Below are 15,248 nucleotides of genomic sequence, written 5' to 3'. Positions count from 1 at the left end.
TTTTTTGATTTATATTTTTAAGGCTATAATGGCTCATAAAGTTTTATTAGGAACATCAAAGTGAATATTAAACAACTAGATAAACTTCAATCATATACAAAAACATTAAAGCTCCTTTATGTCGAAGATAATGAAGAGACAAGAGTCTCAACTATTACACTGCTTGAAAAGTTTTTTGAAGAAATCATTGTTGCAATTGATGGAAAAGATGGGCTAGAAAAATTTAATAAGCATAAGCCGGACATTATTTTTACAGATATAAATATGCCAAATATGGATGGCTTGATGATGATAGATAAAGTCAATAACTCTATTAATGAAAAAATCCCTGTTTTAGTTTTTTCAGCTCATGATGAAAGTGATTATTTATTAAAAGCGATAAAAAGCGGAGTTGATGGTTACTTGATTAAGCCTATTGAAGTGGAGCAAATAGTTGAAGAACTAAGCAGAATTTTATATGCTAAATCTAATTCTTTAAAAGATATTATAGATATAAATGAAAACTATAGATGGAGTAAAGGCTCAAACAAACTGTACTATAAATCACAAGAGATTACACTTACAAAAAATGAAATTTTGCTATTTGAACTAATGACATCAAATACAAATTTTATTTACTCAGATGAATTAATTATTGAACAAATATGGCAAGATTCTAGAAATATAGATAAATCAAATGTAAAAAACCTTCTAAAAAGATTGAATAATAAACTCCCACAAAAACTCATAAAAAACATCTACTCAGTAGGATATTCCTTTATCTAGAGTAACTATCCAAAAATAATAATGAAACTTTTTGGATATTTTTCTTCGCTAAACTACCCAAGTGTCTTTACAATGTACTTAAATAACTAGAGTATTTCTAGGAGCCAGAAATGGATGAAAATAAATTAACAGAATTATTGAAGATAAGTAAAACTATAAAATTACTTTATGTAGAAGATAAAGAAGATGTAAGAGAGAGTACGTCCGAGTTGTTAGAAAGATTTGTCGGTTATGTTGATGTAGCGGTTGATGGACGAGAAGGTATACAAAAATATATAGATTTCCATAAAGACAATGGACAATATTATGATTTAGTAATTAGTGATATTGATATGCCGCATATGAATGGTATTGAGATGACTAGAGCTATATCTGAGATAAATAAAGAACAGGCGATATTGATTATTTCTGCCTTTAGTAACTCCGAGATGCTTATAAATTTGATTGATATCGGAATCAATAAATTTATTCAAAAGCCGACTAAAGATCATGAATTCTTTCTTGTCCTCTCCAAGATGCTTAACGATATTTCAATTGAAAAAGAAAACATAGAAAATATTAAAAATATTAAATTATCAAACATAAAACTTGAAGAAAAAATACAACAAGAGCTTAGCAAAAACATAGAGTTGAATGCACTAGCTATTACAGATAAATTAACGGGATTATATAATAGAGTTAAACTTGATAAAGTGCTTGATTTGGAAATTAATAAAATGGTGAAACTTCAAGCAGAGATAAGTATTATATTTATTGATATTGATAGATTTAAACCTATTAATGATACATATGGTCATCAGATTGGTGATAAAGTCCTTCAAAGTTTCTCTCAAGTCCTTAAAAATAATATTAGAAAAACAGATATTGTTGGTAGATGGGGTGGAGAAGAGTTTCTTATTATTTGTCATGAAGCAAATATTGAAGGCTCTTTACACTTAGCAGAAAACCTCAGGAAAATTATTGAAAATACAAGTTTTGAGTATATCAAAGAGCTCACGGCAAGTTTTGGAGTTGCAAGCTTTGAAGATGGAGACAGTATAGACTCATTAGTCGAAAGAGCGGATAAAGCACTTTACAAAGCTAAACATAATGGTAGAAACAAAGTATGTTTTTAAAGAGAAAAGTCTTCTAATATGAATTCATTTAAAAATAAGCTACTGCTTAGTTATATTACTTACGGGCTGGCATTAGGGCTGGTCGCTATATTTACTGTAAATAAAATACAAGTGTCACATGTAAAAGAGCAATATATTATAAATACAGTTGATCAACTCACTAAACAAAAAGCCTTTTTAAAAAATTATACTAACAATATTGAGAAAAAATTATTTGTAATCAGAGACTCAAAAATATTCAAACAATATCTCCATGATAATAGTGATTCTGATATTTCAGACCTATTTACATATATTGTTAATACTTCCGAAGATGTTATGCAACTCAGGTATATTGATAAAAATGGATTTGAAAAAGTCAGAATAGATAAAACAGAGAAGGAACCTACTCCAAAACTTATAACAAGCGAAGAACTTCAAGACAAATCAAATAGATACTACTTTAAAGAAATTATAGCGATAGATGACAAAGCAAAAAGTTGGTACTCAAAAATTGATTTAAATATAGAACATAATCAAATAGAAAAACCAATAAAACCGGTGCTGAGAGTAGGTATTCCAATATTTGTTGAAAATGAAAAAGTTGGAATACTTATCATCAATATATCTATGAAGTATTTTTTAAATCAAATATCAAGCGTATCACTTTATAATATTTATCTAATAGATAATGATGGTGATTTTATTATTCATCCAGAAAAAAATCGTAGCTGGGGTAAATATTTAGATACGAAATACAGTGTTAAAAATCATTTTGAAGATAGTTACCAAAGTATACTAAACAAGGATAAGTATATTGGTGAAGGGGTCTATTCAGCACTGATAGACTTAGATAATGGTGAGAATATTAAAATGATAATTGAACCAAAATACCATAAATTTAAAGAGCAGAGCCTTATCCAAATATATGAGATGGCATTTATTATGTTTCTTATGATTTTAGGATCTTTTCCTGTTGCATACACATTCTCTTCAAGGTTTGGTAATTTAAAAGCTAAAGTAGATAGATTAAAAGATTCGCTAGAAATCAGTGTGGAAGAAAAAACAAAAAAGTTACAAAAATTAAATGAGACGCTAGAGCAAAGAATAGAAGAAGAAGTTAAAAAGAACACAGAGAAAGAGAAGCAACTACTATATCAAAATAGACTGGCAAAAATGGGTGAGATGATAAGCATGATAGCGCATCAATGGAGACAACCATTAGCTGCCATCTCATCAACTGTGGGGGCTATGAAGATAGATGTAATGATGGGTAATTATGAAAAAGAATTTTTTGAAAAATCACTTGGAAAAATCACTGATTATACTCAACACCTATCTGCAACAATAGATGACTTTAGAGGCTTTTTTAAAGATCAAAAAGAAGAGGATGAAATTACACTTGAAGAAGTTGTTGAAAGTTCATTAGGGATTTTATCTCCAACACTCATTGACAAGAACATCAAACTAGTTAAAGAATACAAATGCCAAAAAAGATTTACTTCTTATTCAAATGAGTTGAAACAGGTTGTTTTGAACCTTATTAAAAATGCAGAAGATGTACTTTTAGAACGCAATATTATAAATCCAACTATATATATAAAAACATATATACAAGAAGATAGCCATAAATATATATTGGAAATAAATGATAATGCAGGTGGTGTACCGGAAAATATTATGAATGATATTTTTATGCCATATTTTTCTACAAAAAAAAGTAAAGATGGTACAGGTCTAGGTCTTTATATGTCTAAAACAATCATAGAAGATCACTGTCACGGTAAGTTGAGTGTTAAAAACAATCATGTTGGTGCTGTCTTTACAATAGAGTTAAGTGATATTTGAATTTATAAAACCAGGGATAAAATAAGTAATGAATGAAGTATTGGAAAATTTAGAAAAGTATGGAAAAAATATGAAGATCTTGTATGTAGAGAATAATGAAGATGTAAGAGACTCTACCTCACTGATATTACAAAGAACTTTTAAGAATGTAATAGAAGGTTTTGATGGAGTAGATGGACTTGATAAATATAAACTTAATAGTGACACTATAGACTTAGTAGTGACTGACATCAGTATGCCAAAAATGAATGGTATTGAAATGATAAGTGAGATTAAAAAAATCAATCCAAACCAGCAAGTTTTAGTAGTCTCAGCTTATGGTGAATCAGAGTATTTTACTCAAACAATTAAGCTTGGAATTGATGGGTATTTGCTAAAACCGACCATTTTAGAACAATTCTTAGAAGCATTAGCAATAAGTGTTGAGAAGATACGGCTTAAAAAAGAAAATAGAGGATACCAAAACGAGATTGAACGTAAAAACAGTGAACTAAAAAGCTTAAATGATTTACTCGAGACAAAGGTAGAAAATAGAACACGAGAATTAGAAGAAAAATTGTATATTGATGATTTGACTGGTTTAAAAAGTCGCTTTAGGCTTGATATTGATATTGTAGATGTTGAGTTTCCTGTTTTAATATTGATAGATATAGATGATTTTCATTCTATAAATGAACTATACGGAACTAATGTAGGAGATGAAGTCTTAAAGAATTTTTCAAGTCTACTAAAAGACTATACACAAAATAAATGCTATGAAGTTTATAGGATTTCAGGAGATCAATTTGTACTTTTTGAATCATCAGAGTTTCTAAATCATGAAAAGATTTTAGATGATATAAATGAACTGTTCAAACAGGTTTTAATAACAAAATTTCCATTAAAAGAAAAGAATGAATTTGTAGAACTATCAATAACAGTCGGAATTGCTATAGAAAATGAGAAGATACTTGGTAAAGCAGATATGGCACTTAGCTACGCAAAAAAGAATAATATAAAATTTTCTACATATCATTTGAATATTGATGCCTCAAAAGAGATAATTAATACAGCTAAGTGGTTTAAAATACTCAATAGAGGACTTAAGGATGATCTTTTTATTGCATGTCTACAACCAATAGTAGATAGAGAACAAAAGACTATCAAGCATGAGGCATTGATGAGGTTAGTCAGTGAAGAAGACTCTATAGATTCTCACACTTCACCTGAGATCTTTTTACCAATAGCAATACAAACCAAGCAGTACAGTGCTATTTCATATCTTGTTATTAAAAAAGCTTTTAAACTTTTAGAAAACAGGATGGAGGATGTCTCCATAAATTTAGCATATCAAGATATAAAAAATAGGGAACTGATACATTTTTTGAAAAAAATATTGAGTGACAAAGAGATAGCAAAACGTATTATATTTGAGATAGTTGAGAGCGAAGATATAGGTGATTTTGAGATTGTAGAAGATTTTATCAAAACATTTAAGGGGTTAGGAGTTAGGATCGCTATAGATGACTTTGGTACAGGGTACTCAAATTTTACGCATATAATGAAACTAAAACCAGACTACATAAAAATTGACGGTTCCTTAATCAAGAATATTGATACTGATAAAGACTCATTTGAACTTGTAAAGGCAATTGTACAGTTTTCAAAAGAGCTAAACATAAAAACAATAGCGGAATATGTACACAATAAAGAGGTATTTGATATTGTCTTTAATCTAGGAGTTGATGAGTTTCAAGGATATCATTTTGGTAAACCATCAAATAATTATTTTACTTTACCATTTAATAATTATTCTAGTTCACCATTGCCATAGTGTTTAAAAAGATAGTCTGTTACTGTTTTTTCGTCTCTAGCAGTGATAGGGGCTTTGTAAACTTCTCTCATCTTAACAACTGACTTGTTCCAAAATTTCCTAGACTGTTTTCCTTGATTTAAGATGTAGCCATAAGAGTGACACCATTGACAGTTTCTCTGCATCGCTTTGAAGTTATCATCTTCAGCCATTTGAAAAGTAATACTTGGAAGTTGTACTTTTTTCGTATACTCAGCTGCGAGACAAGATGCTAAAAGTAGTGTTATTAATAATATTTTACTCATCATATTTCCTTACACCACCGTGATAGTAACACTATCGATGCCATTGTATTTATACCCACCGTGATTCCACTGTATATCTTTTGCAAACGGCTGTTCCTCACCAAGAGTATTAATAGCCTTAGCCATAAGTGTCATATTCCCTTTACTCTTAGGTCTAAAAGCAAATTTGAACTCTCTAAAAGCATGTAAAGACAACTCTTTACCAAGCTCAGCAGGAGACCAGCTTTTTCCAGCATCTACAGAGATTAAAACTTCTTTTATTCCGTGTCCACTATCAAAAGCTACACCTTTTAGTATTACATTTGAGTTGGCATCTATTCTTGTGTTGCTAGTCGGATAACCTATAACAGATTTTATATTCATGGTCGTTATAGGCTTAGTTTTTTTAGAAAGATTATCAGGTGTCTCACACTCACACTCATTGTCAGGCACACGGTAAGCGGTATCCATATAGTAAAGCTCTTTATACTCTTTCATAACAGTGATATTGCTTAGCATCTTCACCCAACTGTCCGAGAATGATCCTGGAAGAACAAGACGAACAGGATAACCGTTTAGGTATGGCAGATCTTCACCGTTCATCTCATAAGCGATAATAACATCATCTTTTATCTCATGAAGCTCAAGCTCTCTCATAAAGTTTTCTGTCTTGTGAAAAGATGCTTTGTCATCACCGTTTAGTCCTATCCAGTTTGCATCTTTAGTAAGACCTGCTTTTTTTAGAACATCTTTTAGTCTAACACCTTTCCATGAAGCACAACCCATAGCCCCATTACCCCATTGGATACCGCTGGTTGTCGGTACAAATGCTGAACGAGAGTTTCCACCACATTGCATTACAGCAGTAAGTTCTACTTGTTCATAGTCACTTTTAAGCTCTTTGAGTGAAATGTATAGAGGATTCTCAACTTCACCGCTAACTTTGATTCTGTAAGTATCGATGCTAACATGAGTAGGAATACGAGGCATGTGCCATCTAACAAAGAACTCATCATTTGGAGTTATAGCTTTTGTAAAAACTTCTATCGGAGTCTCTAAAATAGGAGGTCTATCAGAGTATGTGATTAGAGGTCTTTTCTCCGGAAATGCAACCTTTGAGACACTTTGAGAATCTATAGGCTCTCTTGTAAGAGCAGATGCAGGTGTTGTAAGTGCAACTGCAGAAGCCGCAAGTGACAGTTTAAAGAAATCTCTTCTTTGCATATGAGTCCTAAATAATTTTTTGTTATTCTAACACAAATAAGAAGAAAAGATTATGCTAAGTGACGGCTTACATTATCTGCCAATGTAAGTAATTCATATCATGTTCTTAAATAGTTTGGTTATAATCATTGTAAATTATTTTTAAAGATGATGGAGGAAGATGAATTGTCACCCATAGTCGAGTTTAAAATTTTTCTTCCTATCATCTTTCTCATAATCGTAGAAATTTTAGTTATTACAGGAATTTCCTCTTCTTTACATGAGAAGAGTATGCGTGAGAATACAGTTGATTATGCCATTAGAACTATAGAGCAGTATAAAGAAATACGTCAATACTACAGCAAAAATATCATAAGTAAAGTTCGTAAATATTCAGATATAAAAGTTGATTCTAAGCATAAAAATATTTCAAACACCATTCCTCTTCCAGCTACGTTTATTCATGATCTTAGCGAAAATATAACTAAAAATTTTAAGGGGATGCAGCTTAAACTCTATAGTGACTATTCATATCCAAATCGTGAGGGTAGAGTACTTGATGAATTTGAAAAAAAATCTATAAGCAACTTTAGAGACCATGGTGCTCAAGAGCCAATTATTTCTAATGATATTATAAATGGCGTAGAAGTTGTTAGGGTTGCAATAGGAGATGTTTTTAATGATATATCATGTGTCAACTGCCATAACACGAGATTTGATAGTCCGAAAAAAGACTGGAAACTTGGTGATGTTCGCGGGGTGCTTGAAGTAATCATTCCCGTGCAAGAGCAAAGAAAACGTTATGACACTATTACAGACTATATAAACCTTACTCTCATAATATCTGGTTTCTTACTTGTTATATTGATCTTTATAGTTGTCACATACTTTACAAATTTAGAGAAAAAACGACTAGAGCAATTAAAAGAGAAGCAGTACAAGTTAAATAAGTCAGTTAAATCTTTTGGTCAGAATGTGATAGCCTCAAATACTGACTTAAACGGTTTTATTACTTATGCAAGTAAGGCATTTTGTGATATTAGCGGTTATTCAGAGGAAGAACTTATGGGACGATCTCACAACCTAATACGTCATCCTGATATGCCACAAGAGCTGTATAAAGAGATGTGGAAAAGCATCAAAAGTGGTGAGACTTGGGAAGGAGACATAAAAAATAAAAATAAAGCTGGTGAGTTTTACTGGGTAAGAAGCACTATTTTTCCAGATTATAATTACAACAAAAAGTTAATAGGTTATAGTTCTATTCGTCACGATATAACAGCACAAAAAGCAAAAGAAGAGTTCTTTTCAAACATGTCTCATGAGCTTCGTACCCCGCTAAATGCTATCCTTGGATTTTTAAACATTTTAAACAAGCAGATAAGTGATAAAAAACATTTAGAGTATCTACGTCACGTAGGTACAAGTTCTAAGCAACTGCTAAATCTCATAAACGACATCTTGGACCTCGCGAAAATAAAAACAGGTGAGTTTACGGTAGATGCACATGAATTCAATGCCTATGAAGAACTTAAAGACTATGCCCAACAGTTCGAAGGTATGTTGATTGATAAAAATATATCTCTTAAGTCACATATCAGCCATGATTTAAAAGGTGTTTTTATCGGAGATTTGTTTAGGATTAGTCAGATTATTCTTAATCTGTTATCTAATGCTATTAAGTTTACACCAGATGGTGGAACGATTAGCCTTTATATTGACTATAAAGAGGAAAAATTTTCCATAGTTGTGCAAGATACAGGCATTGGAATGTCTCCAGATGTTCAGGATAAGATCTTTAAACCTTTTGTTCAAGCAGATGGATCTACTACAAGAAAGTATGGAGGAACAGGATTAGGTCTTAGCATCACACAAAAGCTTATCGAGTTGATGAACGGAAAGCTTATACTTGAGAGCCAAGAGGGCAAAGGCTCAACGTTTAAAGTTAAGATTCCTATGCAAAAGATATCTTCAGATATCATAATAAAAGCTAAAATTGATGAATTTGAGATAGAGAACAAAATTTTAAGCGGGAAAGTTCTAGTAGCCGAAGACAATAAAACAAACCAGATGCTTATAGAGCTTCTTTTAGAAGAGATAGGTGTTGAGTGTGATATAGCAGATGATGGAGAGCAAGCTCTGGTAATGTATGATCCTGATGTTCACCAGCTTATACTGATGGATGAAAATATGCCAAATATGAATGGTATAACATCTATGCATCGCATCCGAGAAAAACATGGAGACAGATGCGGACCTATTATCGCCCTTACTGCAAATGTTATGGAGGGAGATAGAGAACGCTTCTTAAAAGAGGGAATGGATGAGTATCTGTCTAAACCTATAGATGAGGCTGAACTTTACAGGATACTCAAAAAGTTTTTAAAAGACTAAGACTAACCTTGCCTTTTTCATTATCCACTGAGATAACTTCTATTTGTGGTAGATATTGGTTTAGAGATAGAACCTCTAAGGGGTGAGCGATACGCTTTTCACTCATCTTAGATATATGAATCATTCCGTCATTTTTTAGCCCGATATCTACAAAAGCACCAAAGTCTGCAATGTTACGAACAACACCTGAGACAAAACTACCCTCTTTGAGCATTTTAATGTCTGTTACGTCCTCTTTAAATGGAATTGGAGGCAAATCCTCTCTCGGATCAAAACCGGGCTTCTGAAGCTCTTTAATGATGTCTTTGAGAGTCTCCTTACCAACTCCAAGCTCTTTGGATTTTGTCTCTGCATCTATAGTGCTGAGGTCTAAGCCGTTTATCTGTTTAGCTATCTTGTAACTCTCAGGGTGGATGCCGCTGTTGTCAAACACATTTTTACCATTTTTTATACGGATGAAACCTGCTGCTTGCTCATAAGCTTTTTTACCTAGACCTTTTACTTTTAGAAGTTGGTCTTTTGTAGTGAAGTTTCCATTCTCATCACGATATGCAATGATGTTTTGAGCTATCTTTGCACCAATTCCTGCAACATGAGAAAGCAGAGATGCAGATGCAGAGTTGATATCTACACCTACACGGTTTACAAGGTCACAAGTAACATCATCAAGTCTTTTAGCTAAAAGCTTCTGGTCAACATCGTGTTGATACTGTCCGATGCCAAGAGACTTAGCATCTATCTTTACAAGAGTTGCCATCGGGTCACGAAGTCTTTGAGCTATGGAAATAGCACCACGAATAGTTACATCAAGGTCTGGGTACTCATCTTGTGCAAGCTTAGATGCTGAGTATACAGATGCTCCAGCTTCTGAGACAACTGTATAGTTTAGGTTCATACCTTCTTCTTTGTTAAGACGAGCGAAGAACTCCTGTGTTTCTCTGGAGCCTGTTCCATTGCCTATGGCTACACCTGTGATGTTATATTTGTTTGTTAGTGTTATAACTTTTTTCTTAGAGTTCTCATAGTCGTTCTTTGGCTGTGTAGGGTAGATTACAGCGGATTCTAAGTAGTTGCCGTTGTCATCTATAACAGCTAGTTTACATCCACTCACATATGCCGGATCAACTCCTAAAAGAACTCTCTTTGTAACAGGTGGAGTCATAAGAAGTTGGTTGAGGTTTTTACCAAAAACGTTGATGGCAGAAACGTCCGCTTTTAATTTTAGTTCGCTGTGAACTTCTCTCTCCAACGATGGAAGAAGAAGTCTTTTTAGTCCATCTTTGTAAGCATCAAAAAGCAGTTCGCTAGAGCTAGATGCATGACGAGGAATCTTGTACTGTTTGATGTTCTCTTCTATGTGGTTTACATCTGTAGTTATTTTTACAGATAGCTCTTTCTCTTTTACTCCACGCATAATGGCAAGGTAACGATGCGAAGGAATGTAAGCTACTTTTTCACTTTTACCAGCGAAGTTTTTAAAAGTTCCATTTTCATCAAAGCTTTTAGTTTTTTTAGTCTCCAAAGAACCGTGGCGAAGCATTGTGTTTCTGATGGCTTCACGCTCACGAGGCTGGTCTGCATATCTCTCAGCCAAAATGTCTTGAGCACCTTTTACTGCATCTTGGGCAGATGCAACATTACCTTTTACAAACTTCTTCGCTTCTTGTGTGAACTCAGATGCAGAGAGTCTTGCGCTTTGAAGAGTGTTAGCTAAAGGAGTAAGACCATTTTCCATGGCAGTTGTAGCACGAGAACTTTTCTTTTCTTTATAAGGTCTATATATATCTTCCAAAGCTCTCATAGTCTCAGCATCTGAGATGCTTTTACTTATGGCATCTGTTAAAGTAGCTCTCTCACCAATCAGACGAGAAATCTCTTCCTTACGTTCCAAAAGATTTTTAGAACTTATGTAAATAGTTTCAAAATCACGAAGAACTTCATCATCAGCACCACCAGTCATCTCTTTACGATAACGGGCAATAAAAGGAATAGTAGAACCTTCATCAAGAAGTTTTAAAATGTTTTGGATGTGTTCTTTTTTTAGATTTGTTTTTTGAGTTAGTAGGGTTATTAGGTTTTGCATAGTTGTTTCTTTTTTAGGGAATTATACTATTAAATAAACTGGATTAATGAAATGAATAGTAACATTTGCAAATTAAGATATGATGGAATATAATATTCCTAAACAAATACCACATCAATAAGGGAATCTATTATGAAGCGAACAGATCAAACACTACTAGAACAAATGAGAATTACAGAGTTTGAAATTACAAATCGAAAACTACTGTTTAATCTTGGAGATACAGATTTTGAGTTTTTAAGAAAATGTAAAACTTTTATAGAACCTAGGATGGATGAGTTAGTTGACGCGTTTTATGAGATGCAAACATCAGTTCCTGAAATAGCACTTTTGATTGGAGATGCTGATACTCTGTTTAAGCTTAAAAATGCACAGCGTAAATATTTGTTAGATCTTTTTAGTGGACTTTATGATCTTGAATATGTCAATAATAGACTTAGAATAGGATTGGTACATAAGCGTATTGGAGTTGAACCAAAACTTTACCTTTCAGCTATTAATACTCTTAAAAAGATACTTACAACTATGATTAGAGAAGAGATTAAAGACTCAGTTGAGTTAATAGCGACGCTTGGAGCACTTGATAAATTGTTCTTGTTTGACATAACTTTAGTGTTTGAAACTTACATTAGAAGTTTAGTATCAGAAATAGAATCTTCAAAAGAGAAGTCAGAGAGCTATGCTTTAGTACTAGAAGAAACTGTTATGCAGAGAACGCAGCAGTTGGAAACTATGTCAAGAACAGATGCTCTGACAGGTTTGTTAAATGTCAGAACTCTATTAGAAACTCTTACGGTAACATTAAGAGCAGCTGAGCGTCGCTCTGAATCAGTTTCAGTTGTATATATAGATATTAATGATTTTAAAATAATTAATGATACCCAAGGGCATCATAAAGGAGATGATATCTTAAGAGCTGTAGGAGAGTCTATAAAAAAAGTATCACGTGTAGAAGATAGCTGTTTTCGTTATGGAGGAGATGAGTTTTGTATTGTCTTACCAGAATGTAAGGCAGAAGAAGCACATGATATATACGTTACTCGCTTAAGGCTTGAAGTAAATAAAATATTTAAACATGTAACTTTAAGTATTGGCATTGTTGACACTGGTCCAGATACTTTTGAAGAAGCTGATGTTTTGATTCGCAAAGCTGATGAAAAAATGTATCTTGATAAGAAAGAACATAAAGCAAGATCTGCTCTTTAAGCACTCTTCCTAAAACGATCAAAGAGTTTTTTCGTATTTTTATGATGCCAAGTCTCAAACTGCTATATCTCATGATTTTTGCTATAAGTTTCCATACTGGTTTGTCATAACAAGGTTTTGGACATTTTCTACAGCTTGGTTTTTCATCGTGTGGGCATTCTTGAAGTTTGAGGTATGAGTAGTGAAGAGTCTCTTCACGTTTTTCACTTTTAACATGCTCATTATCGCAGTAGCATTGTATAAACTTTAAAACAGTCCGACAATCATGTATGAATTTTTCTTTCTGTCATTTTCTTTCACTTTGAGTAAGTGTATCTAAAAATAATGTTACTTATCTTGACTTATATTAGTTAAATTACGCGCGTAAGTTCTCTCTCGTAGAGTGAGGTATATATGTACCTAGCATTTTTACAGTGTTGGCAAAGTAAGCTAACTCTTCAAGTGCATATTTTACATTTTTCTCATCTGGATGCCCGTCTATATCGATGTGAAACTGTGATAGTGTTAATGTTCCACTGCCAGAGTAGCTTTCTATCTTGATGATGTTTACACTGTTAGTCGCAAAACCGCCAAGTACTTTATAAAGCGCTGCAGGTATGTTTCTTACTTCAAAGATAATAGAAGTAATATACTTTTCATTTTCACAAAACGCAGGAACGATGTGCTCTTTAGAGAGAATAAGAAAGCGTGTAGTATTATTTTTTAAGTCTTGAAATCCTTCTTCTAAAATCTCTAAGTCATATATCTCTGCAGCTAAGCTAGATGCTATGGCAGAGTGAGTTTTATCTTGCATACTTACAAGCTCTTCAGCTGAACCTGCTGTGTCAAACTTAGCTCTGGCATCTAGGTTATGCTTTTCGATGTGATTTTTGCACTGAGCCAGTGCTTGCGGGTGAGAAGATACAGTTTTTAGGTCTTCTAATTTTGCTCCTGGAAGTGCAAGTAGACAGTGGTTTACAGGTTCAAAGTGCTCAGCTATTATGTAGAGGTTCATCTTCGGTATGAGTCTGTAAATTTCTTCAACTCTGCCTGCTGTTGAGTTTTCCATCGGAATCATCGCAAGATCAGCTTCATTTTCTTCTACTAAATACATAGTATCATCAAACGATTTACATGCAATAGCCTCATACTCAGGATAAGCATGATGGCAAGCCAGGTGAGAATAAGCGCCTTTTACGCCTTGGTAAGCAACTTTCTTTTTCATAGTGTTAATATCTTTTTCCACTGCATTCTATGAAGTCTTTTTCACTCAGGTCTTCAACTAGACTTTTAAAGTTTTTAAGAGTAAGTAGTCTAAGCTCTGCTCCCTTTTCATTTTTTAGCTCATTTGAAAAACCGCTCTTTGAAATAATTACGCAGATATCCGGAGTTAGTTCAGCCTTTTCACATTGTTCTTTTAGTTTAGTAAGATCAGTCTTTTTTGCTTTAGAGTTAGAGTTTTTACAAATGCCAGCAACGATTTTACCAGACTTTGTTTTTGCCAAGATGTCGATTTCAGTATTTCTATCCCAGTAACTTCCTATCTCTTTAATAGGATCATCTTTTATACTTTTCTTCACAACTTCCATGGCTAGTTTTGTAAATATCAGCTCAGAGAACTCTTGTTCACGATTGGCAAATGTCTCTTTTGCTTCTTTGTAATCACCATCTTTGATACTTTTAAAATATGGAGATATAAAAGAGAACCAAAAACGCATGAAAGGTTTAGGAAAGTTGAGTTTTTTATCTATACGATCTTCTTCGTTTGGTGGAGATTCAAGAGAGTATTCAGCTTCTAGAAGACCTCTCTCAAAAAGATTTTCCATCGCATACTCACCATCATTTCTTGAGATGCGAGCTCTTTTTAAAGCAGAATGCATTCGACGGTCTCCAGTAGCGATGCCACTTAGGAGCTGGTGGGAGTGTTTGTCGCTCTCTGTAATTTTTGTAATATCTGCGTGAATATACTTGTAGTTCTTGAAAACTTTACTTTCTATTAGCTCTGAAAGTGGCTTATCCATATCAACACTCCAGCTCATTCCACCAAAGACACCAAAGTACTTTATAGCTTGCTCCATATCTTTAGGGTTGTTTTGAAAATAAAAAGAGCGAAATTGTTCTAAGAGTGTTGGATGCTTTGCCATAGGAGAAGCCTTTGATTAGTTTTTGAAATTATACAGAAAATTAGATGAAGATAAGTAGTATAGTATTTTAAGCGCTATGTTCAAACCTGCTAAAGAATTTTCTAATTTTAAGAATACCGAGTCTTAGGCCACTGTAGCGCATGATTTTTGCTAATGTTTTCCATTCTGCTTTGTCATAACAAGGTTTTGGACATTTCCTACAGCTTGGTTTATCGTCATGTATACATTCTTGAAGTTTGATATATGAATAGATTAGGGTCTCTTCACACTTTTCGCATAAGTCGTAGTGTATCTCTTCGTTTAAATCTTTATAATTGTAGTTGAGTTTGATAGAGTCTATCTTTTTCTCAACTTTAAAATGCTCACTATCGCAGTAGCATTGAATAAATTTTAAAACAGTTTTGCTATCGTGGATAAATTTTTCTTCACTCATAATACAGATTTTACCTAAAATAA

General features: G+C 33.2%; 12 protein-coding genes and 1 pseudogene. 6 read left to right on the top strand and 7 right to left on the bottom strand.

The window, feature by feature from the left end:
• Positions 1–60: 60 nt before the first annotated feature.
• The 4 genes from SMGD1_RS05685 (at position 61) to SMGD1_RS05670 (ending at position 5,520) form a co-directional block, all read left to right on the top strand.
• Positions 61–765: a response regulator transcription factor gene (locus SMGD1_RS05685; RefSeq protein ID WP_008335710.1), complete on the top strand. Its 705-nt coding sequence runs from the start codon at positions 61–63 to the stop codon at positions 763–765.
• Positions 766–875: 110 nt separating this feature from the next.
• Positions 876–1,880 carry a GGDEF domain-containing response regulator gene (locus SMGD1_RS05680; RefSeq protein WP_008335549.1) on the top strand — a complete coding sequence of 335 codons (1,005 nt, stop codon included), beginning with the start codon at positions 876–878 and terminating at the stop codon, positions 1,878–1,880.
• An 18-nt stretch (positions 1,881–1,898) separates the two neighbouring features.
• Positions 1,899–3,707, top strand: coding sequence for a sensor histidine kinase (locus SMGD1_RS05675; protein WP_008336109.1), 1,809 nt, complete (start codon positions 1,899–1,901; stop codon positions 3,705–3,707).
• A 28-nt stretch (positions 3,708–3,735) separates the two neighbouring features.
• Positions 3,736–5,520 (top strand): EAL domain-containing response regulator, encoded by a 1,785-nt coding sequence (locus SMGD1_RS05670; protein WP_008335488.1) that lies wholly within the window; start codon positions 3,736–3,738, stop codon positions 5,518–5,520.
• Here SMGD1_RS05670 and SMGD1_RS05665 read toward each other — a convergent pair.
• Complete coding sequence (locus SMGD1_RS05665) at positions 5,496–5,804, bottom strand: hypothetical protein (RefSeq protein WP_008340877.1); 309 nt, start codon at positions 5,802–5,804, stop codon at positions 5,496–5,498. The genes SMGD1_RS05670 and SMGD1_RS05665 overlap by 25 nt on opposite strands.
• Positions 5,805–5,813: 9 nt before the next feature.
• Entirely contained in the window at positions 5,814–7,007 is a 1,194-nt protein-coding gene (locus SMGD1_RS05660) for a molybdopterin-dependent oxidoreductase (RefSeq protein ID WP_008335816.1), read from the bottom strand.
• A gap of 165 nt (positions 7,008–7,172) precedes the next feature.
• Here SMGD1_RS05660 and SMGD1_RS05655 point away from each other — a divergent pair, with 165 nt between their 5' ends.
• Positions 7,173–9,380, top strand: coding sequence for an ATP-binding protein (locus SMGD1_RS05655; RefSeq protein WP_171801003.1), 2,208 nt, complete (start codon positions 7,173–7,175; stop codon positions 9,378–9,380).
• Here the strand turns inward: SMGD1_RS05655 and SMGD1_RS05650 are convergent.
• Positions 9,358–11,463: a helix-hairpin-helix domain-containing protein gene (locus tag SMGD1_RS05650; RefSeq protein ID WP_008336453.1), complete on the bottom strand. Its 2,106-nt coding sequence runs from the start codon at positions 11,461–11,463 to the stop codon at positions 9,358–9,360. The two genes, SMGD1_RS05655 and SMGD1_RS05650, sit on opposite strands and share 23 nt — an antisense overlap.
• A 132-nt stretch (positions 11,464–11,595) precedes the next feature.
• Between SMGD1_RS05650 and SMGD1_RS05645 the strand changes: the two genes are divergently transcribed.
• Positions 11,596–12,669, top strand: coding sequence for a protoglobin domain-containing protein (locus tag SMGD1_RS05645; RefSeq protein WP_008335599.1), 1,074 nt, complete (start codon positions 11,596–11,598; stop codon positions 12,667–12,669).
• 109 nt (positions 12,670–12,778) lie between these two features.
• On the opposite strand, the pseudogene SMGD1_RS14850 reads toward SMGD1_RS05645, so the two are convergent.
• From SMGD1_RS14850 to SMGD1_RS05630, 4 genes and pseudogenes are all read right to left on the bottom strand, one after another.
• Positions 12,779–12,910 (bottom strand): annotated as a pseudogene (locus SMGD1_RS14850) (nitrous oxide-stimulated promoter family protein); the annotation flags it as partial.
• Positions 12,911–13,024: 114 nt separating this feature from the next.
• The gene (locus tag SMGD1_RS05640; RefSeq protein ID WP_008336944.1) at positions 13,025–13,873 is read right to left on the bottom strand and encodes a prephenate dehydratase; all 849 of its coding nucleotides are present in this window, start codon (positions 13,871–13,873) and stop codon (positions 13,025–13,027) included.
• A 4-nt stretch (positions 13,874–13,877) separates the two neighbouring features.
• Positions 13,878–14,792: a DUF234 domain-containing protein gene (locus tag SMGD1_RS05635; protein WP_008335351.1), complete on the bottom strand. Its 915-nt coding sequence runs from the start codon at positions 14,790–14,792 to the stop codon at positions 13,878–13,880.
• A gap of 67 nt (positions 14,793–14,859) precedes the next feature.
• Positions 14,860–15,225, bottom strand: a complete 366-nt coding sequence (locus SMGD1_RS05630; protein ID WP_008340866.1) for a nitrous oxide-stimulated promoter family protein — start codon at positions 15,223–15,225, stop codon at positions 14,860–14,862.
• Positions 15,226–15,248 lie beyond the last annotated feature (23 nt).

The organism is Sulfurimonas gotlandica GD1, from assembly GCF_000242915.1.
Classification (GTDB): Bacteria; Campylobacterota; Campylobacteria; order Campylobacterales; family Sulfurimonadaceae; genus Sulfurimonas; species Sulfurimonas gotlandica.
The sequence above is the reverse complement of the archived record's forward strand: the minus strand, read 5'-3'. Positions and strand labels throughout refer to the sequence as shown.

Coding starts and splice junctions, on each gene's coding strand:
- SMGD1_RS05680 (WP_008335549.1), top strand. CDS start 876: ATGGATGAAAATAAATTAACAGAATTATTGAAGATAAGTAAAACTATA.
- SMGD1_RS05675 (WP_008336109.1), top strand. CDS start 1,899: ATGAATTCATTTAAAAATAAGCTACTGCTTAGTTATATTACTTACGGG.
- SMGD1_RS05670 (WP_008335488.1), top strand. CDS start 3,736: ATGAATGAAGTATTGGAAAATTTAGAAAAGTATGGAAAAAATATGAAG.
- SMGD1_RS05665 (WP_008340877.1), bottom strand. CDS start 5,804: ATGAGTAAAATATTATTAATAACACTACTTTTAGCATCTTGTCTCGCA.
- SMGD1_RS05660 (WP_008335816.1), bottom strand. CDS start 7,007: ATGCAAAGAAGAGATTTCTTTAAACTGTCACTTGCGGCTTCTGCAGTT.
- SMGD1_RS05650 (WP_008336453.1), bottom strand. CDS start 11,463: ATGCAAAACCTAATAACCCTACTAACTCAAAAAACAAATCTAAAAAAA.
- SMGD1_RS05645 (WP_008335599.1), top strand. CDS start 11,596: ATGAAGCGAACAGATCAAACACTACTAGAACAAATGAGAATTACAGAG.
- SMGD1_RS05640 (WP_008336944.1), bottom strand. CDS start 13,873: ATGAAAAAGAAAGTTGCTTACCAAGGCGTAAAAGGCGCTTATTCTCAC.
- SMGD1_RS05635 (WP_008335351.1), bottom strand. CDS start 14,792: ATGGCAAAGCATCCAACACTCTTAGAACAATTTCGCTCTTTTTATTTT.
- SMGD1_RS05630 (WP_008340866.1), bottom strand. CDS start 15,225: ATGAGTGAAGAAAAATTTATCCACGATAGCAAAACTGTTTTAAAATTT.